Raw genomic sequence first — 26,642 nt, 5'->3', positions numbered from 1 at the left:
GACGCCATTATATGATTTGTTTTATAACTTACAGAATCGTTACTTTTACAGCTATTAAACAGTGATTCAATGAAAATTCTGATTCTGAACGGTCCCAATCTGAACCTGCTGGGAACCCGTGAACCCGAGATATACGGACACATCTCTATGGAGGACTGTCTGAAAGACTTGCAACAAACTTTTCCGCAGCATGAAATCCTGTATGCGCAGTACAACAGTGAAGGGGACATCATTGACCGGCTTCAGCAGAATGATTATGAGGCACTGGTCATCAATCCCGGTGCGTACACCCATTATTCATATGCCATTGCAGATTGTCTGAAAAACATCAGGACACCCAAAATAGAAGTACACATTTCCCATATTTACCAGAGAGAACTGTTCCGGCAGAAGTCTGTTACCGCACCGTTTACTGACGGAGTGCTGAGCGGTTTCGGACTGAAAGGTTATGCGCTGGCTCTCATGAGTTTCTAGCAGAATCACTGCGGAATAATTATTGCTGATGAGGTACCTTGAACCCATCGGTCTAAACATTATATTATGAAAAATTATGTGGTGCTTTTGGCACTTTTTGCAATTTTATTTTCCTGTACCAAAGAAAAAACTGAAATTTCTGACACCGCCACCACAGACAGTCTGATGGTGACGGAAGACAGCATGCAAGCTGCTGCTTCTGATTCCGCGGCAATTTCCGGCATCACAGTACAGGACATTGCTCCGGAGCAGGGCCGTGCAGTTTTTAAGATCCGCGACCAGGCATTGTTTTATTTTGATTACCATACCCAGCAGGGAAAAATTACCGTAGGCGACAAAGAGTATCTGCTCACGCGCATGGATTTCACAGACAATCATTATACGCTCTCAGGCAGCGGAGTGGAAATCAAAGCCCGCAACGGCGAATTCAGCGAATCATCCGGCGACTGCATCTATGGAAAATTTGCAGAGTTTACGATACATGCAGATCATGAAGTCATCACCCTGCCCGGCCTGAACGTTCAGGATTGCCCGGTATATTAAAAATCCCTGATTTTCCCTTTTCATCCATCCGGCATCAAATAATAAATTGATGACCTGATGGCCGGTATCCAACATGGTATCACAAAAATTTAATATCAAAATTTCCATTGGCAATTCTTTAATTCCTAACTTTATAGATTGAACCCGACAAGCTCAGTCTATGAATGAACCGAAGACTCAAGGACCATTGTACTACGCGCAAACGGCAGATCAGATCCTTAAAGAAAAGGAAGTAAACCCCGAAACAGGCTTAAAAGAAAATGAAGTTGCAGCCAGGATTTCGGAATATGGCCCCAACAAACTGCAGGAGCAGAAACGGAAATCCATTTTCAGGATTTTTCTTGCCCAACTGAACAATGCCCTTATCTATGTGCTGATGGGCGCCGTCATCATCACGATGCTCATGGGCGAATACACAGACGGAATTATCATCAGTACCGTAATTTTCATTAATGCCGCATTAGGCGTCATTCAGGAAGTAAAGGCCGGTAATGCCATAGATGCCCTCCGGGACATGGCAGCTCCAAAGGCCGTTGTGCGGCGGGACGGACACACCCGGGAGTTAAACTCCGAAGACCTGGTTCCCGGAGATATTGTACTGCTGGATGCCGGCCGCTATATCCCTGCTGACTTAAGACTGATAGAAAGTGCCAATCTGAAAATAGATGAATCTGCACTTACCGGTGAATCTGTAGCCGTAGAGAAAGATGCCGAATATATTTTTTCCGAAGAATATATTGCACTGGGCGACCGCAAAAATCTGGCATTTATGGGCACACTCATCACGTATGGACGCGGCACAGGCGTGGTAACCGGTACGGGAAAAAACACCGAAGTGGGTCATATTGCCCATCTGCTTTCGCAGGATCAGGAAACCCGTACACCGTTGGAACTGCGCTTGGACAGGCTTGGTAAGATGCTGGGTATAGGGGCAATAGTCATCTGCGTGGTGATATTTGTGCTCTCTTACTTTCAGGGACGCAATCTCGCTGAAATGTTCCTGACTTCCGTATCGCTAGCCGTAGCAGCCATTCCGGAAGGTCTGGCAGCCATCGTAGCCGTGGTACTGTCTATAGGAGTTACCCGGATGGCCAAAAAGAAAGCCATCATCAAAAAACTGCCGGCGGTGGAAACCCTGGGCTCGGTCAATATTGTTTGTTCCGACAAAACAGGTACCCTGACACAAAATAAAATGACGGTCAACGAAATATTCACTTTTACAGACGGTGTTAAAAGTTTGGACCAGGCAATTTCTGATGAGGGAATATTATTGGCAGAAGCCATGGTTCTGGCTAGTGATGCTACGCTGGAGGATGGCGAGAGTACCGGCGATCCCACAGAAATCGCATTGCTGCAACTGGCAGATGATTTGGGAATAGACCGGAACGAATTGCATGCCGCTCAGCCCCGAAAAGACGAATTAGCATTCGATTCTGACCGAAAAATGATGTCTACCCTACATGAAAAGGAGGGCAAGCATCTGATTTACGTGAAAGGAGCACTGGGCAGCATCATGAAGCACGCTTCCGGAATTATACTCAATGGACAAAAACAACCGGTGACGGATGACCATATTTCACAACTCCGAAAAGCTGCCGAATCCATGTCGGATAAAGCTCTGCGTACCCTTGCGGTGGCTTACAAAGAAGTGGACAGCAGCATTGCACATGCAGATTTTGAAAAAGATCTGGTGATTATCGGCATTACGGGAATGATGGATCCGCCGAGGGATGAGGTAAAGGAATCCATTGCGCTGGCGCAGCAAGCCGGCATCACCACCGTGATGATTACAGGAGATCACAAAAATACCGCCTTTGCCATAGCCCGTGATCTGGGCATTGCCACGGATATATCCCAGGCCACCACGGGCGGCAACCTCTCCCGGATGTCCCGTACCGAACTGGAGAAATCCATATCCGGATACAGGGTTTTTGCCAGGGTTTCACCGGAGCATAAAGTAAAAATCATCAAAGCCCTGAAATCACGGGGCAATATAGTCTCCATGACGGGTGACGGCGTGAACGATGCACCATCACTCAATGCCGCCGATATAGGTGTTGCCATGGGAATTACGGGAACCGATGCCGCAAAAAATGCATCGGATATGATTCTGGCCGATGATAATTTTTCCACCATCATTACAGCGGTAGAACAGGGACGCAATATCTATAATAACATTAAAAAAGCAGTGGTTTTTCTGCTTGCCTGCAACGTGGGCGAAGTACTGGTCATGCTCGCGGCGATTCTGGGGGGCTTACCGGTACCGCTGAGTGCTACCCAGCTGCTCTGGATCAATCTGGTAACCGATACGCTGCCGGCGGTGGCACTGGGTATGGATCCCGGGGATAAAGACATTATGAAAGAAAAACCCCGAACACTCAATGAGAATTTTTTCTCGCACGGTGCCGGACGCCGCATCATCCTGGCCGGATTTTTAATTTCTGCACTTACAATGGTTGCTTTCCTTTTGGGCTATCATCTCCGGGGTTTTTCCGCTTTCGCTGCTGACATACCTGAGGAAGTCCATGAATATGCCCGAACGCTGGCGTTTCTCACCATTATAACCTGTCAGTTGTTTTATTCATTTGCGCTGAGAAGCGAGTATAAGTCCATTTTCAAAGTTGGTGTTTTCAGCAATAAATATCTGGTAGGCGCAGTGATCTTCGGATTAGTTATTCAATTGATGGTACTGTATATTCCGTTCATGAAAGAAGCCTTCAAGTTGCAGTATCTGAACCTTAATGACTGGCTGATGGTATTGGGACTGGGTCTGATTCCACTGGCAGCCAATGAAATTCTGAAAATCTTTACGGGCCAGAAACACAGAATCGGTAACGCATAGATTAATGAGCGGTTTTTATCCTACTGATTCGGAAAGGGTCATATAATTTTCAGAGGAAAATAAGAACTTTCTGGAAGCTACAATCAGCGCACAAAAAAACTCCCCGGAAAAATTTCCGGGGAGTTGATGTATATGAAATAATTCTTACAATTGAGGTCCGGCAGGTACCAGTTTAGCCCCTTCTTCAGTATCGGTATACTGCTCGAAGTTTTTGATATAACGGGCTGCAAGGTCTCTTGCTTTTTCTTCCCATTGCGCTGCATTTTCGTACGTATCTCTGGGATCCAGGATGCCTTCAGATACATGAGGAAGTGCAGTAGGAATTTCCAGGTTCATCACCGGGATTACAGTCTTCGAAGCGTTCTCAATGGATCCGTCTATAATAGCATCAATAATGGCACGGGTATCTTTCAGAGAGATTCTCTTTCCGGTTCCGTTCCATCCGGTATTTACCAGATATGCTTTGGCACCGTGCTCCTGCATTTTTCCAATCAGTGTTTTGGAATACATGGTAGGATGCAGCGAAAGGAATGCTTCACCAAAGGCTGGTGAGAAAGAAGGTTGTGGTTCTGTAATTCCTCTTTCTGTACCGGCCAGTTTAGATGTATAACCGCAAAGGAAGTGATACTGAGCCTGCTCATCTGTTAAAACAGACACCGGAGGCAATACCCCGAATGCATCTGCAGAAAGGTACACTACTTTTTTAGCATGTCCGGCTTTAGAAGGCAGTACAATTTTATTGATGTGATAAATAGGGTAAGATACACGGGTATTCTCGGTAATGGAACCATCTGTATAATCAATTTTTCCGTTTTCATCTACCACAACATTTTCCAGCAAGGCATCGCGGCGAATGGCTGCAAAGATGTCCGGTTCTTTCTCTTCAGAAAGGTCAATCACTTTTGCATAGCAACCTCCTTCGAAATTGAATACCCCGTTATGATCCCATCCATGCTCGTCATCACCGATCAGGTAACGCTTCGGATCAGCAGAAAGGGTTGTTTTTCCGGTTCCGGACAATCCGAAGAACAACGCAACATCTCCTTCTTCACCTACATTGGCAGAGCAGTGCATGGAAGCAATTCCTCTGAGGGGCAGGTAATAATTCATAATAGAGAACATTCCTTTTTTCATTTCACCACCATACCAGGTACCGCCGATGATCTGAATTTTCTCGGTCAGGTTGAACATAATGAAGTTTTCGGAGTTCAGGCCTTGTTCCTGCCAGTTCGGATTTGTTGTTTTGGATCCGTTGATGACCAGAAAATCCGGTGCACCGTAGTTTTCCAGTTCATAATTGGAAGGACGGATGAACATATTGGTCACGAAATGGGCCTGCCATGCCACTTCCATAATGAAGCGAACCTTCAGGCGGGTATCCGGGTTGGTTCCGCAAAATGTATCTACTACATAGATTTTTTTGGCTTTTGATAATCCTTTGACTACAAGATCTTTGCAACTTGCAAAAATTTCGGGAGAAGTAGGCAGGTTTACTTTTCCATCCCAGTGAATGGTATCTGCGGAGACTTCATCCTTAACAATATATCGGTCTTTTGGAGATCTTCCGGTAAAAACACCTGTTTCTACGGCCATGGCACCGGATTCTGTAAGAACGGCTTTTTCAAATCCTTCGTTTGTGCCTGCGTTTTCGTCTTGAAACAACTGCTCATAAGATGGATTGTACACCACTTCTTCATATCCTGTAATCCCAAGATCATTCAGTTGCTCGATAATTTTGTTGTTTTTCATGTGTTTAAAAGATTATTTCGAATTGAATTTTTCCAAATTTAAGTAAATATAATCATCTTATTCAAATTTATTGAAATGATATAGATCAGCAGACCTTTCAGTCCGGATTTTTCTCCGAGCTGGAAACCAGATCCTTCCACCTGTAGACGCGATTGAAACCCCGATCCTTAAAGTAATCATGGCTCATTTCATTTTTTGCAGCCAGTACAAAATCACCACCCCAGGCACCCAAACTTTTTATGAATCCGTCATAATCCGTAAACAAACGCTCTTTCACGGTGGGAATCCCTATAAAATCCGAGACCATCCGTTCATGCTGAATCATATTATCTGAGAAATGCTCAATATTTCGGGAATGGTAAATTTTTGTGGTTAATTCCGAGAATTCGTCAATCAGTACAGCTAATTTTTCACGGGAGCGGTAGAGGCTGATGCCCTCACGGCTGTTCTGTTTCTGATTCAGATGAACCAACAGCAAATCATCGGCAAAAGGCGGTTCAAACTGCACTTTTTCTATGGACCTTTCCGGCTGTGTTTTATATAGTATTGCCGACTGTTCTGCAGCTACCGCAATATCATAGCCACTTCCACCCAGGCATTTTTCATTCAGCACATACGGATCAATTGCTGCCCACTGTGCCAGATTATTCATCAGCGTAGAGCTGCTGCCCAGTCCAAAATCTGCCGGAAACTGAAGATTGGTGCTGAAATCATAGGAAATCTTGCCGGTAAATTTATCAGGAGCCATTTCCTGAATGCTCTGCAATACTTTTAAAACAAAGTCAGCGGCAGCTGGGAGATTGGTTTCCAGAATCTGCCAGTCATCATACCGGAGCACTGCTTTCAGCCATAGTTTCCCCATGTGGTATGCTTCCCAGTTCACACGGGAGCAGCCGTCTGCTGATTCTTCAAAAAAAAACTCCTGCCCCGGTATCGTAGGAACCGCCAGGGCAAGAGCACCGTCCAGGACGAAGTATTCTGAAGTAAGCAATAATTTTCCCGGAGAAAAAATGCTACCCATTATGATTGTATTTTAAGAAAAAACAGCTTCTGAATTAATTTTCTTAATCAGTCCCTGAAGGGTTTTGCCGGGGCCAACTTCCACGAATTTCAAGGCTCCGTCTTTTATCATATTCTGTACACTCTGCGTCCATTTCACCGGACCTGTAAGTTGCAGAATCAGATTTTTCTTGATTTCCTCCGGGTCAGACACTGCTGTGGTGGTGATATTCTGATATACCGGCATGGTAGAGTTTCTGAATTTGGTATTTTCTATAGCAGCGGCCAGTCTGTCCTGTGCGGGCTGCATGAGCGGTGAGTGGAACGCACCGTTTACCGGCAGCATCAATGCTCTTTTTGCTCCGGCGGTTTTGAGTTTTTCGCAGGCCTCCTCTACTGCGGAAGTTTCACCGGAGATGACCAGTTGGCCGGGACAGTTATAATTGGCAGGCACCACAATTCCGGATATTCCTGCGCAGATTTCTTCTACGATTTCATCTTCCAGTCCCAGAATTGCTGCCATGGAACTCGGATTAGCATCACACGCATCCTGCATGGCTTTTGCTCTTTCGGAGACCAGTTTCAGACCATCCTGAAAAGACAGTACGCCATTGGCCACCAGTGCAGAAAATTCTCCCAGTGAATGCCCGGCCACCATATCGGCACCGAAGGTATCGGCTACTTTTAAGGAAGCCAGCGAATGAATAAAAATGGCAGGCTGCGTGATTTCAGTTTTCTTAAGATCCTCATCTGTACCATTAAACATGATCGACAGAATATCGAAACCAAGAACATCATTAGCAGATTCCATCAGGTCTTTTATATCTTTTCGGGAATCATACAATTCCTTTCCCATCCCCACAAACTGTGAACCCTGCCCAGGAAATACAAGTGCTTTCATTAATTAATTTTACAATTTAATCCGACAAATTTACATAAAATTAACTGCATAGAAACGTTAAATTTAAATGCCGTTATACATGATATTTATCAAAAATTACGGAACCAGCCTTACCACGCGGTATCCGGTATTGACGTAAGCGCCGTTTCGCTGTATTCTTTCAAATTCGAATTTTGTAGCCAACTGGGTCTGTGACCGGCCCATCTGGCTGAAGATTTCGCCGCGGTTATTTTCACGCATCAGCATGTCATTCATCACATCAAATCCTACTACTTGGTATTTACCGGGGCTCTTGCAATATTTCTGATTAAATTCTGCAAGAATTTCTTTTTCAAAAGTTCCGTCGGTATTGATTTTCCGGTCCATAATGTACACCAGACTTGCCTGGCTGAGTTCGTCTACATACTTTTCGAACATAGGCACATAATACATGCTGAAGGCTTTCATGCCGGCAGTTCCCTGGGACAAATCAATCATTTTCTCTCCGAACTTCTGTCCTGTGGCATCCTGATCGCTGGCCAGAATCGCAATCACCGGAATCTTCTGACCGGTCATCATATTGGTATCCGCCTGAATTTCTGCGGCAGAATTTACCACCACCACGTTGGGATTTCTGAGGGCTTTCTGCAGGCCACCGGCCAAATAACCGGGCAGGTTTTTCCCCTTCTCACCCACTATATATATTTTCTGATCGCTGTACACACTTTTTACTTCCTGAATGATGCGGTCTGCGTAGGTTTGCTCATTGGTTTCCACAATTATCAGGTTGCTGAAACCATACAGATCATCAGAATTGGCAAAAGGTGCTACCACCGGAATTTTGCTGTCTTTCACATAGTCCAGAACTTCCAGCACGCTGGACTTAAAGAAAGGGCCTATAATCAAATCAGTATTGTCTTTATTGATCTGTGTAAGCGAATTTTTGAAACTGGCTTCATTGCCGGCATCCACTACTTTAATATCGAGCTTCTGACCTTTTTTTGCATTGCGTTCAATGGCCAGTTTGGCTCCGGCAAGAAAATCCAGGGACATTGCGCGGTATTTACTGTCGTTACTGTCATAACCGAACGGCAACATCAGCACCACATTCAATACATCTCCCGCTTTCTTCACGTAGGCCTTGTCTGCTTTCTTCACCTTAAGCACCATGCCGGGTTGCAATCCCCGGGACAAATCCGGGTTCAGCTGGATCAGTTCTTCCAAAGAAATGCCGAATTTATTGATGATCCCAAAGGTGGTATCTCCTTTTTGTACCGTATAGGTCACAAAATTATCGGATGAAATTCCCGAAGTGTTATAGGTATTAGAGGAAACTGCAGGGACAGCAACTTTGGCCGGTTCGGAAGGAGCGGAATACGGTACCGTACTTTTATCGGCATACTTCTGCAGGTTTGCTGCCGGAAGCGCCAGACGCTCACCGGTTTGCAATGAATGTCCCAGATCCGGATTCAGAGCACGCAACTGCGCCTCCGTAATATGGTATTGCCGGGTAATTCCATAGATGGTTTGTTTCGGCTGAACCTCTATATACCCTACCGCATCATTCTTTGGCACAGCAGCACCCCCTTTCATAACCTTAACCTTCTGCCCGATAGCCAGCTGATCTTTCACGGAAGGATTCAAGCGGTAGAAATCATTTACAGACATGCCATACTTTCTGGCCAGACTGTATACGGTTTCACCTTTGGCTACGGTATGCGTCTGATTCTGCGCAAAGCCAGATCCCGCGCAAAGCAATAACATGGAAGTTAAAAAAATTTTCTTTATCATTTTATCAATAAATTCTTTACAAAATTAACGCTTTCCGGTTAAAACTTCATCACAATCAGTTCAGAACGGGAAACATCCATTTCCCTTAAACAAGTATCAAGCCATGCATGACCTTCATCTGCATAAAATACACTGAAATTCCACTTCCGTTCCTGCCAGGTCTGCCCCGGATGCACCTGCAGGTATAACTGGTGGAGCTGCTCCAACATTTCGTAATGTTTAATGCGCTCCGCCCTCAGCAACCTTTTTTTCATCCGCCGGTAGGATTTCAGTTGACGTGCTTCTTCTGCCTGCACCAGGTTTCCGAAGCTTTGGTCGGTTTTGCCCGCTATATTCTTAATATCATCAAAGGATTCGGTCAAAGCACGCTCTTTCCGGTTCAGTAATTCCAGAATTGCATTGTTTTCCATCAGCAATGCTGCGGTCACCTGGTTAAAATCCATAAAAAAATCCTTTACCGAAAGATTTCGTTTAGAAATTTTTGTCAATGTTTTTTGAGAAAGAAACAGCATGGAATTGCGAGGAACCAATACAGGACAAGGCAGTTCAACCGCAGTAAAATAATCTTTAAGCTCCAGCCAGTACATGATTTCGGCATTTCCACCTATATAGGCAAGATTGGGAAGTACTGTCTCCTGATAAACCGGACGCAGCAAGGCATTGGGACTGAACTTTTCAGGGAATCTGTACAGTTCTTCACGCATTTCCTGCACAGAGAATTGTATATCAGTGTCCACAATCCGGAATCCGCCAACTGTTGCTTCTATCCTGTTCCGGGTTGCGGTAAGGTAGAAAAGGTTTATTTCGCGGGGATTCACCTGCACTTTTCCATATTTTTCGGTCAGGAAATCCACCTGACATTTGCTTTCCTGAAAAAGTTTCTGCTGAAAAAGCTCTTCTTCAAATCGGGGAATCATCAGTTTCTTCAATGCCGGATCGTCTCCATCCAAAATCAAAAGTCCATAATCTGCGAAAAGTCTATTGACCAATATTCTGGTAGCCTCCGCAAGGGTTTTGCCCGGTTGATAAGATTCCTTGAGCATTAAAATAAGCTCAGTACCGAAAACGGAGTCTTTAAATTCACTTTCAAACTGCGAAATGAAAGCGGTATCCTGCACCTTGATTCTTCCCACCGCTCCACCGGACGCTGCATTGAAAAAATAATGCTGATCCATGGTCCGGAAAAAATTGATTTCCTCAAAATCATGATCTTCTGTGGCCATCCAGAAAACCGGAACGAAATTTAACTCCGGAAAATGGTCTTTCAGATACGACGCCGTTTTGATGGTCTGCAAGATCTTATAGACAAAAAACACCGGTCCGGTAAACAGATTCAGCTGATGGCCGGTGGTGACGGTAAACGTGGTGTTTTCCTTCATCAGCACCATATTCGCGCTTTGGCTTCCGGACAAGTTCTTCATCTGTTTTTCCAGAACAGTGGCTAGAACCTTACGGCTTTCATCAGCATAAGAAGTTTGTTTCTGCCTGATTTTCGCTTCATAATTATGCAGCAGGGGGGCCGTAGCCTCAGCACCTTTCAGATTACCACTCAGAAAATCTTTGATGAGATCCGGAATGCTGTCTATTTCTATAAATGGTATTTTTTGATGTAGTTTCAAAGCAAAAAATTAACTGATGATGTACCACACGATCCCGATATTGAGGCGAAAATCGTAAAACGGATAATGCGGTGCCGTGTACATGGTATTATTTTTAATGGTGGTGTTCAGGTGTTGTCCTTCTATAAAAAAGAACATCCGCTTTACTTTTAAATTGACATAGGCATCAAAAACGGGCTGGCCACCAATGCGAAAGACATCAGATCCCGGCAAAACAAACTCATTCAGCACCGGTGAATAATGGCGGCTGTCAAACTCTGAGAAGAAATACGTTTTAACTCCACCCTGAATTTCTGCGGCATTCTTGAAAGCTTTCGTCTGGTAATACAGATTGGCACGACCCACAAATGCAGGTGCAGGGAAATATTCTTTCCCGGATAGGGTATTCTGAAAATGCAACCGGCTGTTCAGATGGAACTTTTTATAGGTAAAAGTAGCCTCTCCACCGATCTGTGAAATATTAACCGACTCTGAACTTTGAACCGGCGTATAATCCGCGCTGAATCCCGTATAGTTATCAATACGGAAATAATTCACAAAGACCTGACTGTCGAACCACTTCAGATTCATTTTACCGCCAATTTCCAGGATGTTCTGATTCTTAAAATCGTCTACAAAATAATTAAAACGCTTATACACCGAGCTGTTCAGATGATAGTTGAATGACGGTGTGGCAGACTGAAAATTTACTTTTGCATCAACAAAATAACCCGGAACCGGCTCAAAATGCAAGAGATTCTGAGTCCGCAAATAATTTCCGAATTTTTCGCCCCGCGAAAATTCCAGATGGGAATCCAGGGCAATTTTATCCAAAAGTTTAACAGATAAATTCGCCACTGCTCCCAGCCGGCCTTCCTTCACTTCTGCAGGCACATGGAGAGATTCAAGAGTTACCGGTTCCACGACTCCGATTTTCAGCAACTGATACCGTAATCCGGCATCCAGTTTGAAGTGTTCATGATCAAAAACGGCGCTGATGGTGTTGCTGAGATTCTTGGAATATTTACCGGTGGATGTAGGAAATCCGGGAATTGCATCATCCTGATTGATCATATAAAAATCCTGCAGCGAAGAGTCTCCGTACCTGTATTTGTTTCCCTGATGAAAAATCGTATGCTGCAATCTGAACGGAAACTTTTCCGGATCAAATGGTGAAAACTGATGACTGAAATAATATCTGCGTGCAGAAAAAACCGAACTGGACCCTCTGAGATTCATCTCTGCATTCACCCGGTTATCATAAGCCGGAGCGCCGGTAATATAGAGTTCGTCGTTGGCCAGTCCCCCATTCTCCTGATTGTTGACATTCTGATGGATGAAATGCGCAAAAGCCTGGTATTTTTCATTCCGGGATTTGAAATGGGCTGAGAATAGTGTGTTATTATTCGCGGCAAGCATATCACTGTAGAAACCCTGTGAGCGTAACCCCATATAATCGATGGCGAAGTTAAAGGTCTTTCCGATGTTCTGCGTATAGGTGGTATTGAGAGCCGCCCCATTCCGGAAAGCGTTGTGATAAATGAAGGTCGTAGTAGGCGTTTTCACATCATAATAGCGGATGTCTTTTATTCCCAGAAAGCCAAAGGACTTGTTCTCAGGCAGCAGGGCAAGATTTTGTTCCGTATTTACCTCATATACCAGAGGATTAAAGCCGGCACCTATGTTGGCAAACGAAATACGTCCAAAATTATCCCTGTTATTCCACTGGGTGAAAACGTGGGTCTTTTCTGCGCTGAGCACGGTATCGATAATCTGCGGTTCAGAAAACTGAGTGAAAGATTGATAATCGTAGATGGTAGGTTTAAAAATAGTGAGTGAGTCTCTGGTTCCTTTGTCAATAACAACAGAATCTGCGGGCTTCACCCGGTTAGAATCGGTCTTGTTGACAACCTGTGCAGTGACCAGATTTCCGAGACCTAAAAAAATCAGAAGTAAATACCTCATAGTGATGGTTATGAGAGCAAAAGTAAGAAAAAAAAAGACCGCATAAAAATGCGGCCTTTAACTATGATAATGAACTCATTATTGCGGAGTCATTGTTACAGTAGTAGTAAATGCAGTAGTAAACAGTGACTGCTCCAAATCAAATTGGATTACACCGGTAGCCGCATCGTAAGTTCCAACGGTATTAGAACCATAACCTGCAGAAGTCGTAAACAGTACATCTCCACAGTTAATGGTAATGGTTCCCGGATACAGATACTGGCCAGCATAACCAGCGTCTCCGGTAGCCCATGCTACGAAGTCGGGTCCCCAAGAGGAAACAACTGTGAACTGATTGTCTGTTCCTGCAACAGGCGTCAACGTCTGAACGTGAGCAGGTGCAAACTCATTAAATGCATATACGGATACGTTGTAATCCAGCGGGAAGTTAGCCGGAAGCGGACACTTCATCTTCATACTGATGCTATACTGCTGGTTATACACTGCGTTTCCAACTGCAGATGACTGAAGACCGAAAACTAAAGTTTTGGCAATGTCCGGTGATAAACCTGCACCGTAAACTCTTACTACGAATTCTCCATTCATAGCACCAGCAGCTACTTGTGCTACACCTCCATTAAGGATTTCATAATCTACACCTTCTACCGCATCACCTTCAATTTTCACAAGGTTTACAGAAGCTGTACCATTTACTGGCGCAATTGTTCCGAAATCTACAATATGGTCAGTATAGCCCACATCTGTAGCAGCTACATCTGCTCCTGCCTTTTGGAAGTGAAGCAGTGGTGCATCACTGTAACCGGGCTCAGTATGGTTTTCTCTACAAGCTACAAGAGCGAGAGCAACCATCAACATGCTAAATAAATATGATAATTTTTTCATTATATTAAATTTTACTAATAATTAATAACCTGGATTCTGTTGGATGTTAGGATTACCTAATTTTTCCGCATTCGGAATCGGGAAAGTCCATCTGTGATCAGTAATACTCAAAGTCAGCGGTGTATTCGGGTTGAAGTAGTCATCATCAGCATTTCTGTCATTGGAAACACCGGCAATAGCCCCCAATCTTCTCAGATCCACATATCTGTGGCCTTCAAAGCAAAGTTCAACTCTTCTTTCTTTAAGTACGTCCTGATAACCCGCCTGCTGATTTGCATATGAAGGAAGCGGAGCGGTACCACTATATCTTCTGGCGTTTCTTACCTGCTGAATATAATCGGCAGCAATTGCTAACTGATTTTCATATACTGCAGCTTCAGCAAGAATCAGATACATTTCAGAAACTCTGAATACTTTGATGTCGTTTTTAAGCGGTGTATTTCCTTTACCCGGATACTTATCAATCACGATAATATCTGTAGTGTTTGAAGCATCATAAGTAGTAGGATCAACAAAACTTGGAAGTCTCACATCATTTGGCTCACTTAACAGGGTAAACAGATTATAGCTCATTCCTAAAAGTGGTGTACCAGTAAGATTCGTGGTATTGGTAGTCCAGTTAGAGGCAATATTTCCACCAGGTCCTACTGAAGGACGGCTCAGTGCGAAAATGATTTCCCCTTGTCCTACATCCTGCCACATTCTTTTGTACGGGTTAGATGAAGGGTTGTTCTGGAATGTAGCCTGCTGATAAGGAGTAGCAATCGTGAGCGCAGGGCTGTTATTGATTACTTGCTGCGCATATTGCTTAGCCAGCGTATAATTTCCTCTGTACGTATACATTCTTGCTCTGATGGCATCAACCAACTGAGGCGTTACAAATTTGTAATCTGTCAACGGAAGAAGGTTTGCTTCCGCATAGTTCAAATCATCTTCAATATGAGCCCAAATCTGAGCGTTGCTTACTCTTGGCAGGTTCTCATCAATTTCCGGAACACCATCAAGTAACATTACCCCAAGAGCATTATCATCTCTTAAATTTGTGGTAAAGTATGACTGAAGTTGCAGATAAGAGAACGCACGAATGGTTCTTGCTTCTGCCAGGATTGAATTATACTCAGCTTGCTCAGTAGCGTTAGCCGGAGTAATTCTTTCGGCAGATTTCAGCAATCTGTTTACTCTGTTGATGGCTCTGTAATGATTCAACCATGTAGAAGCTACATTTCCGTTATTGGTCATCAATCCGTATCTGTAATCATTAAAATAATGACCCGGGTTTACGGAAGTAAGAGCAGTTTCGTCAGTAAAAATAGACCCCAACTGAATTTCACTTGAAGTATCTACCGCACCGTATACGTTACCGACCAGAAATGACTCTAAATCAGCAACTGTCTGGATTGCCACCTCTTCTGTGATTTCACCAGGCTGCACAATCTCAATCGCATCTCTACAAGATAAAATTGAAAGAGACGCAACGGCGACATATAAAAATAACTTTATTTTTTTCATTCTATTTAATTTAAAGTAACTTATTATTAAAAATCAATATTTGCACCAAAACTGAACGTTCTCATGTTTGGATACACTGACAGTGAGTAAGAGAAGTTTGGTTCCGGGTCATATCCTTGCCACTTGGACCAAGTCACAAGATTTTCACCGGCAACAAATATTTTCAGTCCTTTGATTACTGTATTTCTCAGCATTTCCGTAGGTACGTTATACCCCAGGGAAACATTCTTTAATTTCAGGAAAGAAGCATCCTTCAGCCATCTGTCAGAATAATCTTCGGAAGAGTAGTTGTTTGCGAACAGAGACGGCATAGAACCTCCGGTATTGGTTGGTGTCCATGCATCAAGCATGTCTACAGACTGGTTCCACTCACCGATTGACGCAGGTGCATATACCCAGGCCATAGCATTGTCAAACTTCCACGCTCCTTGTTGGTAGGAGAAGTGTGTATCCAGGAAGAATCTTTTGAATTCAGCATTGAATCCGAAACCACCGGACCATTTCGGGAACATATTTTTACCCGTAGCTCTCATATCTGCATCGGTAAGGTTTTCAGTCACGTTACCGTTGATATCTTCAAATAGAAGGTTACCATTATCCGGGTTCACACCCAGATACGGAGCGAAATACCATTCATACATCTGACCACCCTGTACGTTTCTGATGGATCCTGAAGTCTGATCTTCCAGAAGTGAAATAATTTTACTCTTGTTATAAGAAGTATTGGCGTACAAGGAGAATTTACCTTCGTTACCTCTCCAAACATCGTATCTGATCATGGCTTCAACACCACGGTTCTGAATCTTACCGTTATTACCGGCAATCGCATAAGAACCTGTAGCGGCAGAGAGATTTACAGAGTTATAAACTTTATCTGTAGTCTTGTCATACACATCAAAACGCATATCCAGTTTATTGTTCAGCATTTTCACATCAAGACCGATGTTGGTAGAAGCAAATTCCTCCCACTGTACCAATGGGTTTGTTAAGCCTCCAAATCCAAGTGCACCGGCGATGTTGTCATACCCCGTTCCGGTTACATAAACTTCTCTAACCAAGTTTGGAGAAATAAAGAGTGGATTGGAACCCAGAGATCCAGCAATGATATTTTGGTTACCAGTGATACCGTAAGAGGCTCTCAGTTTCAGCATATCAAATCCGGAATCTGCCATGAAATTTTCTTTGTCAATATTCCAACGACCTGCTACAGACCAGAAAGTTCCCCATCTGTTTTCATCAATAAATCTATACGTAGCATCCCTTCTGATTACCCCACTGAAACCATACTTGTCTGCATAGTCATAATCCAAAGTTCCAAAATATGCCAGAGTACCTACATTTACCTCACTTGCACCGGCAGTAGGCACATAATATGTTACAGGAGATGCACCTGTTGAGTTGAAATATGCAGGCGATACATAACCGGTACCTGCACCAAACACCCAGTTCAGAGGATTAAGACCTGTTCTTCTCTGAGATGTTGAGTTTTGGTGAGCTTTTACATAATCAAAATATACTCCGGCATCAAAAGTATGATTTCCTACAGATTTATTATAGAGTACATTGAAAGTATTCTGGAAGTTAAACTCGTTGGTTTTTGCAAAATCCTCGATACCGCCATATGGATTTGGAACAAAAGAAGTTGCTTGCCCTGCAGCCACCACTATTGCCAGGTAACTCCATGGTGCCCGCGCAAAATTGGTTTCGTAATGCTTGTAATCAAGACCGGTTTTATTACCGATGGTAAAGTTGTCCGTAATTTTATAAGACAAGTTCAGGTTTGCCAGAATCCCAGTTTCTGTTCTTTCATTTGGAAGAGTTCCCTTAAGAATATCTTCCAGAACATAAATATTTTTTCCACCAGTGAAATCCTGACCGATGGTATTATAAAGATGCTGACCGTTTATGAATTGCCCTGAAGCAAGGTAAGGCATCCCCCCGGTAGCACCATGCAGCGGGTTCTGGATTGAGTTGTTGCTGATATTTGTATTGGTTTCTTCATCCAGCTGATGTCTTTTTGAATAAGACAATGCTGTTTGCATACCGTAATTAAATCTGTTATTTGCAGATTTACCGTTCACATTATTTCTGAATGTAAATCTCTTGAAATCTGAGGTAGGTACGATACCCTCCACATCCATATAGCCAAGAGAGGAATAAAGGTTAATGTTCTCACCCCCTACTCTGGCAGAAAGGTCATGTCTCTGAGTAATTCCCGGGTTAAAGAACACTTTTCTCCAGTCTGTATTGGTCTGGTAGTTGGCAATCTGATCGTCGGTCATGCCTGCACCCATCCCACTACCATACATTTGCTCAAGTTTCAACGCTTCCTGAGCATTCATCATGTCATATTTTGTAATGGGAAGGAAATTCACACCTGTAGTCGCATTATAGCTAAGTCTCAGTGGGGAATTATATCTACCTCTTTTTGTTGTAATTACAATTACCCCGTTTGCAGATCTGTTTCCGTAGATAGCGGTTGCAGCAGCATCACGAAGTACAGATGCAGATTCAATGTCCGCATCATTCAGGTTTCTGAATTGAGTGGAGTTGGAAACCACACCATCAATAACATACAATGGCTCAGTACCTGCACTGAATGAACCTACCCCCCGTAAAATCATGTCGATTTTACCGGACCCTGGAGATCCGGAAGTAGAGTTCACCGTTAAACCCGGAGCCTCTCCCTGCAGTGAATTAAGGAAAGAGGTCGTCGGACGGTTTTCAAATTTTTCTGCAGTAACTGTAGTAGAAGCAGTTACATCCTTCGGTTTAGTAGCTGTTCTACTATACCCCAAAACCACCACCTCTTCAATTTCTGCAACTTTAGCAGTATCAACAGTGGTGTTTTGAGCGAATACAGATGCACCCATAAAGAACAGTGCTCCTGTGCTTAATACTCGTAATTTAACATTCATATTAACAAATTTTAATATTTAATTTTTGCAAATATGTTAATAATATTTAACATACGCAAACATTTATTTTATTATTAGACTTTACTTAAATAATTATCATTTTGGAGGTTAAAGCTTTACTTCTTAGTAAATTTAAAACTCGCATCCACATCATCTTTCCCCTTATATATCAGTAAATAATTTCCAGTTTCCAGACCACTTACATCTATTCTTCCTTCTTTCAGTGTATGCTGCTTAATGATTCTTCCTGCCATATCCAGAACAGAGACTCTGGAACCATCCACACCATTTTTAACATTTACAAAATCCGTAGCCGGATTCGGATAAATATCCAGCAGATTCTGCTTAGGTGAAACATCACGAACACTCAGCTGGCTGAGGCCGTCTGAACTGGCAATTAATGTAAAATGCTGAGGCCCGTTGGTAAGCGTACCTTTGTGCGTAACGGTAATGGTATACTGTCCAGAAGGATTTTCAATATCTACACGTTCAAAATTATCCACATTGTTCGCAGAATTTCTGGTAGCAGGATTAAAAAATCCAAAATTCGCCATCCCGTCCAGTTTCCATGGATAATAAATGGTACCGTTAGCTGCGGTCACCTTTACATCAAGATCATTCACAAGATAATTGGTAGTAGGGTCCACTGTTCCGCTATTCACAAGGCTTGCGGCAGGCGCTGGATCTGTCCATGAAATAGAAACCTGAAGCGGAGTAGTACCGGAAGCTATGATATTTTTGGTATAAGTCGCTCCTGCTGCAAGAGTAGTTTCTTCAATAATACTTCCGTTTGCTGAAAGGTTTTTATCACGGATTACTTCAGCTGCTCTGGTAGCATTTACAAGGCCCCATCCATATTCATAATCCGGACCCGGGTTGTACCCAGCTTCATCTGCGGTATGCAGCAGCAAACCTTTGGTAGTGGCGGCTCTCATAAAACTACCATATAATTGATTATGATATTGCTGCAACAAGGTCAGCACACCGGTAATACCGGGCGAGGCCATAGAGGTCCCCGGCATAGAGGCATACACATTATCAGCGGTTTCCAGAGTAGAATAAACAGCAACCCCTTTCGTCGTGATGTCTGGTTTGATCCGGCCATCATCTGACGGTCCCCAGCTGCTGAAGGAAGACATGGTCACACTAGTGGGTCCGGTATAATTATTGACCTGATTAACCGCTCCCACAGTCACCACATTCTTTGCATTGCCATGTCCGAAAATCATATCATACCCAAACTTATTGCTTAGCTGCGTGGATCCTGGAGGAGAGGTCTCATTTCTGTCATTTCCGGCAGAAACCACAGGAAGATAATAAGGATTATTATAGGTAATCACATCCATATTTCTGGCCCGGCTGTCATAGGCACCATAGAACCAAATAGACCCCAAAGATCCTATCCCGTAAGAATGATTGGACAAAAGCAAACCATTTCCGGCTTCGGTATTCATTTCATTAATGTCACCACTCCAGTCATATGCTTTAATAGAAGAATTAAAAGCCAAACCTCGTGCTGGTGTATTAAGCCCCTGTGCAGCAATGGTGCCGGTTACGTGGGTTGCATGATAATGAAATGGGCTGCTGCTGTCCATGTTCTGAATCTTACTCACACCATTTACCATGAATTCCTGGTGAGTATCTCTCACACTGCCTCCATCCCATACCCCAACGGTCATTCCCTGACCCTGGATATTGATTCCTAAACTACCTCCGTTATAGAGTGCCTTGGCACGGGCAGTAGTTGCTGAACCATCATTATATGTCTTGGCATATACAAATTCTCCGTTCGGGAGTACGTCCATTAATTCCACCTTTCCGGATTCATCATCTTTGATAACCGGATTGACATTAGGATTTGCAGCCAAAAAAGCATTGAGACGTGCAATACGCTGATCTTCTTCCTGACGCAGTTCTATAGCTAACTTTGCATTTGCTTCCTTATTGGAATGGGAAGCAATTTTAATCTTTTCTTCATCTGTCTGAGCCATTGCAAGTCCCGGTAAAGCCAGTAATGCAATGAGCAAATGTTTATTTTTCATTAGCAAATTTTAAGTTTATGATATTAATAATAGCTGTGCGCAAATTTAATAAAAATTACAACATAAGCATCATTTATTTATATTTAATAAAAGCCTGCATTCCTGCAGGCTTCTAAAGGTATAATTTAAGGTTGTTTCTACTTCAGTTTTTTCTTCACGGCAACTTCTTCGTAAACTTCCAGTATATCTCCGACTTCTATATCGTTATATCCCTTGATGTTCAGTCCGCACTCGTAGCCTTTGGTGACTTCTTTCACATCGTCCTTGAAACGTTTCAGACTTTCCAGTTCACCGTCAAACTTCACAATGCCGTCTCTCAGCAATCTGATTTTGGAATTTCTGGTCACCTTTCCGGACAATACCATACATCCGGCAATAGATCCCACCTTAGAAATTTTGAATACCTCGCGTATTTCCACATTTCCGATAACCTGCTCCTTGATTTCCGGAGAAAGCATGCCTTCCATGGCTTCCTTCACCTCATCGATCGCGGCATAGATTACGGAATAGGTTCTGATTTCTATTTCCTCTTTATCTGCAAGATCCTTGGCATTGGCACCCGCTCTCACGTTGAAACCAATCATAATGGCATCTGAGGCTGCTGCCAGCAACACGTCTGACTCGGTAATCTGACCGACACCTTTGTGGATGATGTTCACGCTGATTTCCTCGGTAGAAAGTCCCTGAAGCTGATCTGACAAGGCTTCAACAGAGCCATCTACATCTCCTTTCAGGATGATGTTCAGTTCCTTGAAATCGCCCAGTGCAATACGGCGGCCCAGTTCGTCCAGAGTAAGGTGCTTCTTGGTACGGATAGACTGCTCGCGCTGCAGTTGTTCTCTTTTAGTTGCTATGGTTTTCGCTTCTCTTTCGTCTTCGAAAACTCTGAATTTATCACCAGCGGTAGGCGCACCGTCCAGACCCAGAATGGTAACCGGAATAGAAGGTCCTGCCTGCTGCATATTTTTCCCTCTTTCATCCAGCATGGCTTTTACTTTACCATGGTTTTTACCGGCCAGCACGTAATCTCCCACTTTCAGGGTTCCGGTCTGTACCAGCATGGTGGTTACGTATCCGCGGCCTTTATCCAGGGATGCTTCAATGACCACACCCTGTGCATTTTTATCCGGATTTGCGGTCAGTTCCAGAATTTCTGCCTGAAGCAATACTTTCTCCAGCAACAGATCCATATTATTACCAAATTTTGCGGATATTTCCTGCGACTGAACGTTTCCGCCCCATTCTTCTACCAGAATATTCATGGCAGAAAGCTGCTCACGGATTTTGTCCGGATTGGAATTGGGCTTATCTACTTTATTGATGGCAATGATCATAGGTACTCCTGCTGCCTGTGCGTGAGAGATGGCTTCTTTAGTCTGCGGCATCACATCATCATCTGCTGCAATTACAATGATGACGATGTCTGTAATCTGTGCACCTCTGGCACGCATAGCCGTAAAGGCTTCGTGACCCGGCGTATCCAGGAAGGTAATTCTCTGGCCGTTTTCCAGTTTCACGTTATAGGCACCAATATGCTGGGTAATCCCCCCGGATTCACCGGCAATTACATTGGTTTTTCTTACATAATCCAGCAAGGAAGTTTTACCGTGATCTACGTGTCCCATCACCGTAACAATAGGTGCTCTTGGCTCTAGATCTTCCGGGCTGTCCACTTCTTCTTCGGTAATGGATTCTTCCAGGTCCGCATCTGAGAATTCAATTTTGTACCCGAACTCGTCTGCTACCAGAAGCAGGGTATCTGCTTCCAGACGCTGGTTCATGGTTACCATTACGCCCAGGGAGAAACATGCAGAGATAACTTCGGTAGGACTTGCGTTCATTAATGAAGCCAGTTCGCCTACGGTAATAAATTCTGTCACCTTCAGTGTTCTGTCGGCTGCATCCAGTTCCTGCTGCAGTTCATCCTGCTCACGGCGGAAGACTCTTTTCTCTTTTCTGTATTTAGCCCCTTTGTTTCTGCCTCCTTTGTTGGTCAGTTTTTCCAGGGTTTCTTTAATTTGATTTTTAACCTGCTCATCGGTAAGTTCTACCGGCATCACGCGGTCTGCACCCCGGCGGGATCCGCCACGGCCACCCTGCTGTCCGGGTCTGTTGCCCTGGTTGCGGTTCCCTTGTCCGCCCTGCGGTCTGTTGCCCTGATTTCCCCCTTGTCCCTGAGCATTTCCGCCCTGAGGATTTGGTTTTTCTATACGCTTTCTCTTTTTCTTGGCAGCGTTGCCTCCGGCAGATTTGGGTTTATTAAACTGCGAAAGGTCTATTTTCTCTTTCAGAATTTTGGGACCATCCAGTTTTTGATATACAGTTTCATGTTTTTCTGGTACGGCAGGTGCTTCTTCTGCAGGTTTCTGTGGAGCTGCAGGTTTTTCTGCTTCTGCCGTTTTCTGCACTGTTGCAGGAGCGGGCGGTGTTTCCTTTACCGGCTCCGGTACTGGTGGAGTTTTTTCCACTTTTTTCTCCTGTGTTTTTTTGGATCTGGGTTTATTGCTTTCTATTTGCGAAAGGTCTATTTTATCCAGAATTTTAATTCCGTGTTTATCTGCTTCGGGTTCCGGCACAGATTTCACTTCGGGTTCTTTTTTGGGCTCATCGGCCACCGGTTCTGGTTTTGGAGTTTCCGGCGTTTTAGGTTCCAGATCTATTTTACCTAAAATTTTTGTTTCCGGGCGCAGAGAGGCTCTGGCTTTAATCACTTCCGGAGCTTTTTCTTCTATCACCAGTTTTTCCTCCGGGATTTTAGACATTACGACTTCATGGGATGCCTTACGCTGCTCGCTGTCTTTGGCAAATTCAGCTTTCAGTGCATCATACGCTGCTGCTTCCAGAGGAGCGTTCGGATTTTCATCAACCGTGAAGCCCTCTCCCTGCAGAAACTCTACAAGTCTGGACATGGATATATTGAATTCCTTTAACGCTTTATTTAATCTAATTTTTGGCATGCAAATATTTACTATTATAAATTTTATTGTTCTGTTACTGATGAATTGGATTCCGGGTGTTTATGATTCCAGTTCTTCTCTCAGAATTTGCTTTACTTCGTCAATTTGTTCTTCTTCCAAATCTACAAGGTGTACCAGCGCTTCGGTATCTTTATCCAATACACTGCGCGCTGTATTAAGTCCAACTTTTTTGAATTCCTGAATAATCCACTCACTGATTTCATCATTAAATTCATCCAGTTCTACATCATCATCTTCGCTGGTTTCCCGGTACACGTCTATTTCATAACCGGTAAGCCATGAAGCCAGACGGATGTTCTGTCCCTGTTTACCAATTACTTTTGAAATTTCCTCAACCGGTGTATAAACCATGGCGTACCCTTCCTCGGGGTTGATATCTATTTTATTTACGGTAATATTCCCCAGCGCTCTTTTCACCAGAATTTCAGGATTCTTGGACCACTGAATTACATCTATATTTTCATTTTTCAGCTCACGCACCACGCCGTGAATTCTGGATCCCTTCACGCCCACACAAGCACCTACAGGATCTATTCTGTCATCATATGCATCTACGGCAATTTTAGCCTTCTCGCCGGGTATTCTCACTACTTTTTTCAGCATGATGGTTCCGTCCTGAATTTCCGGAATTTCCAGCTCCAGCAATTTCTCCAGAAATCTGGGTGATGTTCTGGATACAATAATCTGAGGCTTGGATCCTTTAAAATCCACACTATCTATAATGGCCCGTATGCTTTCGCCTTTTTTAAAGAAATCTGACGGGATCTGATTTTCTTTCGGCAAAATAAATTCATTATCCTCATCATCCAGTAAAATAGCATGCTGCTTGCGGATGTGATGCACCTCTCCTACTACAATTTCCCCGATTCTGTCGCGGAACTGCTCATACAGCAGTGCGTTGTTATGCTCCTGCAATTTGGTGGCCAGGATTTGCTTCAGGGTCAGAATATTTCTGCGGCCCAGCTCTGCAATCGGAATTTCTACCGTATAATCTTCTCCCACTTCAAAGGTAGGATCTATTTTCTTAGCTTCTGTAATTTCAATTTCCAGATCATCATCTTCGGACATATCATCTTCTACGATGATTTTATTCAGAAAAATCTGGAAGTCACCTTTATCCGGATTCACAATCACATCAAAGTGATCATCAGAATCATATCTTTTTCTAAGAAGTGTTTTCAGTGAATCCTCGATAATGGCCATTAAATCGATTTTACTGATGCTTTTTTCGTCTTTAAAATCGCCAAACGCTTCTATTAACGCTAAACTGTTCATAATTATATCTATGTAATAAAAGATGAAGCACTGCGGACCAGTTTGTCCCTGCTTCCATCATATTGTTAAAATTTTATTGCTACCAATGCTTTCTTTATATCCGCATAGAGGATTTCTCTTTCCTCTTCCACATCTACCTTACCTTTGCCGATTTCTTTTGGTTTCCGGTAGCGCATCATGAGCACAATACCGTTTCCGTGCACGGCAGACAATTCTCCTTCTACACTTGTCCCGTCCTGAAGCGTGATTTCCAGATCTCTGTTCAGATTTTTTCTGAATTGTCTTTCAGAGTTCAGCGGCTCACTCAATCCGGCACTCATTACCTGCAACGAGAAATCATGCTCATCCCGGTCCATATTGAATTCTATGGCACGGCTGGCATCCAGACAATCCTGCAGGGTTACCCCCTGATCTCCGTCCAGAATTACGGTCACATCATCTGCGGCAGATATTTTCAGATCGATCAGAAACAGATCCTGACGCTCTTCTAAAAAACCGTTTATTAAACGTTCGATATCTTCTCTAAAACTCATTTTTTATCTGTGAACGGATATTGGTACAAAAAAAGGCTTTCTTGCGAAGCCTTCCCATTTTTCCGTTATTCGACTGCAAATATATGGATTTTTTTTTATTGAGCAAAATCAGACGTCGGCAAGTTACAGCACAGCATCAAGCATTTACAGAAAATTCCTCCTCTTCATTCTGTTACCGTAGTTCATTTTCAAACGAAATGCTTCTTCTGCACATTCTTACCAGCACTACATCACTATTATAAAATCTTAAAAGACCGTGTTTCATATCAAATACCTGATGACTTCACTTAAATTTGATTATTTTTGTGCGGTAATTTTTAAAACGCGAATTTTGAATATAACAATTGTAGGAACCGGATATGTAGGACTGGTTACCGGCACCACGCTGGCAGAACTGGGCAATTCTGTATATTGTGTAGACATTGACGAAAACAAAGTAGAGGGAATGAAAAACGGAATTGTTCCCATTTATGAACCCGGACTGGAAGAAATGTTCCTGCGGAATATACAGGCCGGCAGACTTTTCTTCACCACCAGCCTGGAAGAAGCGCTGAGCAAAAGTGATGTGATCTATCTGGCCCTGCCTACGCCACCGGGTGAAGACGGCAGCGCAGATCTGTCCTATGTACTGGGCGTGGCCAACGAAATAGGTTCATTACTCACCCACTATAAAGTCATTGTCAATAAATCTACAGTACCGGTAGGGACAGCAGACCGCGTGCGGGAAGTAATTTCTGCTAAAACAGACATCCCTTTTGACGTGGTTTCCAACCCCGAGTTTCTGCGCGAAGGTTTTGCGGTGGAAGACTCTATGAATCCGGCGCGTGTGGTGGTGGGCACCAATTCTGAAAAAGCCAGAACAATTATGGCTAAAATCTACCAGCCGTTTACCAATACCGGCGTACCGATTATTTTCATGGACGAAAAATCTTCTGAACTCACCAAATATGCAGCAAACTCATTTCTGGCGGTAAAGATTACCTTCATGAATGAAATTGCCAACTATTGTGAAAAAGTGGGCGCAGATGTAGATATGGTACGCCTGGGCATGGGCAGTGATGACCGCATAGGACACCGCTTTCTCTTCCCGGGCATTGGTTATGGAGGCAGCTGCTTTCCCAAGGATGTAAAAGCACTAATTAACAGTGGCAAACAGGAAGATTTTGATTTCCGGATTCTGCAGGCTACCGAGCATGTAAATACTGAACAAAAAGTCATTCTGACCCATGATATAGAAAAGCACTTTGGCTCTTTACAGGGAAGAAAAATTGCGCTCTGGGGCCTTGCCTTCAAAGCCAACACAGACGATATACGCGAAGCATCATCCCTGGACAACATTAAAATACTGCTGGAAAAAGGTGCTGAAATTACCGCCTACGACAGCATAGCCGAAGAAAACGTTCGTAAAGTGCTGGGAGATCAGATCAGCTATGCGCCGGATATGTACACGGCACTGGAGGATGCGGACTGCCTGCTGATTGCCACCGAGTGGCCGGAGTTTAAAAACCCCAACTTCAGCCTTATGGCAGAAAAATTGAAACATAAAGTAATTTTTGACGGACGGAATATGTTCCCGCTGGAAAGAGCCGAACAACACGGATTTCATTATAAGTCCATCGGCAGACGTACCGTACTGGCCCGATAGAGGCGCAAGAGAAGCAACA

At 43.6% G+C, this 26,642-nt stretch carries 17 protein-coding genes; 4 read left to right on the top strand and 13 right to left on the bottom strand.

What is annotated here, in order from left to right; translation table 11 throughout:
- The first annotated feature begins 69 nt into the window (after positions 1-69).
- From LKO26_RS00570 to LKO26_RS00560, 3 genes are all read left to right on the top strand, one after another.
- Positions 70-474 carry a type II 3-dehydroquinate dehydratase gene (locus LKO26_RS00570; protein ID WP_227585853.1) on the top strand — a complete coding sequence of 135 codons (405 nt, stop codon included), beginning with the start codon at positions 70-72 and terminating at the stop codon, positions 472-474.
- Positions 475-540: 66 nt separating this feature from the next.
- A complete protein-coding gene (locus LKO26_RS00565; RefSeq protein WP_227585852.1) occupies positions 541-1,017 on the top strand; it encodes a hypothetical protein in 477 nt (158 codons plus the stop codon).
- Positions 1,018-1,177: 160 nt separating this feature from the next.
- Entirely contained in the window at positions 1,178-3,859 is a 2,682-nt protein-coding gene (locus LKO26_RS00560) for a cation-translocating P-type ATPase (protein WP_227585851.1), read from the top strand.
- Between the two features lie 144 nt (positions 3,860-4,003).
- Here the strand turns inward: LKO26_RS00560 and pckA are convergent, their stop codons facing one another.
- The 13 genes from pckA to rimP all read right to left on the bottom strand — a co-directional run bounded on the left by pckA (position 4,004) and on the right by rimP (position 24,978).
- Entirely contained in the window at positions 4,004-5,608 is a 1,605-nt protein-coding gene (gene pckA, locus LKO26_RS00555; RefSeq protein ID WP_227585850.1) for a phosphoenolpyruvate carboxykinase (ATP), read from the bottom strand.
- A gap of 97 nt (positions 5,609-5,705) precedes the next feature.
- Positions 5,706-6,629, bottom strand: coding sequence for a GYDIA family GHMP kinase (locus tag LKO26_RS00550; RefSeq protein ID WP_227585849.1), 924 nt, complete (start codon positions 6,627-6,629; stop codon positions 5,706-5,708).
- Positions 6,630-6,641: 12 nt separating this feature from the next.
- Complete coding sequence (gene fabD / locus LKO26_RS00545; protein ID WP_227585848.1) at positions 6,642-7,508, bottom strand: ACP S-malonyltransferase; 867 nt, start codon at positions 7,506-7,508, stop codon at positions 6,642-6,644.
- A gap of 96 nt (positions 7,509-7,604) precedes the next feature.
- On the bottom strand, positions 7,605-9,278 hold the full coding sequence (locus LKO26_RS00540) for a LysM peptidoglycan-binding domain-containing protein (RefSeq protein ID WP_227585847.1): 1,674 nt from the start codon (positions 9,276-9,278) through the stop codon (positions 7,605-7,607).
- 38 nt (positions 9,279-9,316) lie between these two features.
- Positions 9,317-10,897, bottom strand: coding sequence for a bacillithiol biosynthesis cysteine-adding enzyme BshC (gene bshC, locus LKO26_RS00535; protein ID WP_227585846.1), 1,581 nt, complete (start codon positions 10,895-10,897; stop codon positions 9,317-9,319).
- A 9-nt stretch (positions 10,898-10,906) separates the two neighbouring features.
- Entirely contained in the window at positions 10,907-12,841 is a 1,935-nt protein-coding gene (locus tag LKO26_RS00530) for a putative porin (RefSeq protein ID WP_227585845.1), read from the bottom strand.
- Between the two features lie 78 nt (positions 12,842-12,919).
- Complete coding sequence (locus tag LKO26_RS00525) at positions 12,920-13,723, bottom strand: hypothetical protein (RefSeq protein WP_227585844.1); 804 nt, start codon at positions 13,721-13,723, stop codon at positions 12,920-12,922.
- A gap of 21 nt (positions 13,724-13,744) precedes the next feature.
- Positions 13,745-15,232 carry a RagB/SusD family nutrient uptake outer membrane protein gene (locus LKO26_RS00520; protein WP_227585843.1) on the bottom strand — a complete coding sequence of 496 codons (1,488 nt, stop codon included), beginning with the start codon at positions 15,230-15,232 and terminating at the stop codon, positions 13,745-13,747.
- A 26-nt stretch (positions 15,233-15,258) separates the two neighbouring features.
- Positions 15,259-18,150, bottom strand: a complete 2,892-nt coding sequence (locus tag LKO26_RS00515; protein ID WP_227585842.1) for a SusC/RagA family TonB-linked outer membrane protein — start codon at positions 18,148-18,150, stop codon at positions 15,259-15,261.
- Positions 18,151-18,266: 116 nt separating this feature from the next.
- Complete coding sequence (locus LKO26_RS00510) at positions 18,267-20,192, bottom strand: S8 family serine peptidase (protein ID WP_227585841.1); 1,926 nt, start codon at positions 20,190-20,192, stop codon at positions 18,267-18,269.
- A 137-nt stretch (positions 20,193-20,329) separates the two neighbouring features.
- Positions 20,330-23,149: a translation initiation factor IF-2 gene (infB, locus tag LKO26_RS00505; protein WP_227585840.1), complete on the bottom strand. Its 2,820-nt coding sequence runs from the start codon at positions 23,147-23,149 to the stop codon at positions 20,330-20,332.
- 60 nt (positions 23,150-23,209) lie between these two features.
- Positions 23,210-24,445: a transcription termination factor NusA gene (gene nusA / locus LKO26_RS00500; protein WP_227585839.1), complete on the bottom strand. Its 1,236-nt coding sequence runs from the start codon at positions 24,443-24,445 to the stop codon at positions 23,210-23,212.
- A gap of 65 nt (positions 24,446-24,510) precedes the next feature.
- The gene (gene rimP, locus LKO26_RS00495) at positions 24,511-24,978 is read right to left on the bottom strand and encodes a ribosome assembly cofactor RimP (RefSeq protein WP_227585838.1); all 468 of its coding nucleotides are present in this window, start codon (positions 24,976-24,978) and stop codon (positions 24,511-24,513) included.
- Positions 24,979-25,309: 331 nt separating this feature from the next.
- Here rimP and LKO26_RS00490 point away from each other — a divergent pair, with 331 nt between their 5' ends.
- A complete protein-coding gene (locus tag LKO26_RS00490) occupies positions 25,310-26,623 on the top strand; it encodes a UDP-glucose dehydrogenase family protein (RefSeq protein WP_227585837.1) in 1,314 nt (437 codons plus the stop codon).
- The last annotated feature ends 19 nt before the right edge of the window (positions 26,624-26,642 follow it).

Origin of the sequence: Chryseobacterium sp. MFBS3-17, from assembly GCF_020687745.1 — a bacterium.
Classification (GTDB): Bacteria; Bacteroidota; Bacteroidia; order Flavobacteriales; family Weeksellaceae; genus Marnyiella.
Note: the sequence above shows the minus strand (reverse complement) of the source record. Positions and strands in the feature narration are given on the sequence as shown.

Excerpts from the sequence above, each read along its gene's own strand:
- LKO26_RS00570 (WP_227585853.1), top strand. The coding sequence starts at position 70 with ATGAAAATTCTGATTCTGAACGGTCCCAATCTGAACCTGCTGGGAACC.
- LKO26_RS00565 (WP_227585852.1), top strand. The coding sequence starts at position 541 with ATGAAAAATTATGTGGTGCTTTTGGCACTTTTTGCAATTTTATTTTCC.
- LKO26_RS00560 (WP_227585851.1), top strand. The coding sequence starts at position 1,178 with ATGAATGAACCGAAGACTCAAGGACCATTGTACTACGCGCAAACGGCA.
- pckA (WP_227585850.1), bottom strand. The coding sequence starts at position 5,608 with ATGAAAAACAACAAAATTATCGAGCAACTGAATGATCTTGGGATTACA.
- LKO26_RS00550 (WP_227585849.1), bottom strand. The coding sequence starts at position 6,629 with ATGGGTAGCATTTTTTCTCCGGGAAAATTATTGCTTACTTCAGAATAC.
- fabD (WP_227585848.1), bottom strand. The coding sequence starts at position 7,508 with ATGAAAGCACTTGTATTTCCTGGGCAGGGTTCACAGTTTGTGGGGATG.
- LKO26_RS00540 (WP_227585847.1), bottom strand. The coding sequence starts at position 9,278 with ATGATAAAGAAAATTTTTTTAACTTCCATGTTATTGCTTTGCGCGGGA.
- LKO26_RS00530 (WP_227585845.1), bottom strand. The coding sequence starts at position 12,841 with ATGAGGTATTTACTTCTGATTTTTTTAGGTCTCGGAAATCTGGTCACT.
- LKO26_RS00525 (WP_227585844.1), bottom strand. The coding sequence starts at position 13,723 with ATGAAAAAATTATCATATTTATTTAGCATGTTGATGGTTGCTCTCGCT.
- LKO26_RS00520 (WP_227585843.1), bottom strand. The coding sequence starts at position 15,232 with ATGAAAAAAATAAAGTTATTTTTATATGTCGCCGTTGCGTCTCTTTCA.
- LKO26_RS00515 (WP_227585842.1), bottom strand. The coding sequence starts at position 18,150 with ATGAATGTTAAATTACGAGTATTAAGCACAGGAGCACTGTTCTTTATG.
- LKO26_RS00510 (WP_227585841.1), bottom strand. The coding sequence starts at position 20,192 with ATGAAAAATAAACATTTGCTCATTGCATTACTGGCTTTACCGGGACTT.
- infB (WP_227585840.1), bottom strand. The coding sequence starts at position 23,149 with ATGCCAAAAATTAGATTAAATAAAGCGTTAAAGGAATTCAATATATCC.
- nusA (WP_227585839.1), bottom strand. The coding sequence starts at position 24,445 with ATGAACAGTTTAGCGTTAATAGAAGCGTTTGGCGATTTTAAAGACGAA.
- rimP (WP_227585838.1), bottom strand. The coding sequence starts at position 24,978 with ATGAGTTTTAGAGAAGATATCGAACGTTTAATAAACGGTTTTTTAGAA.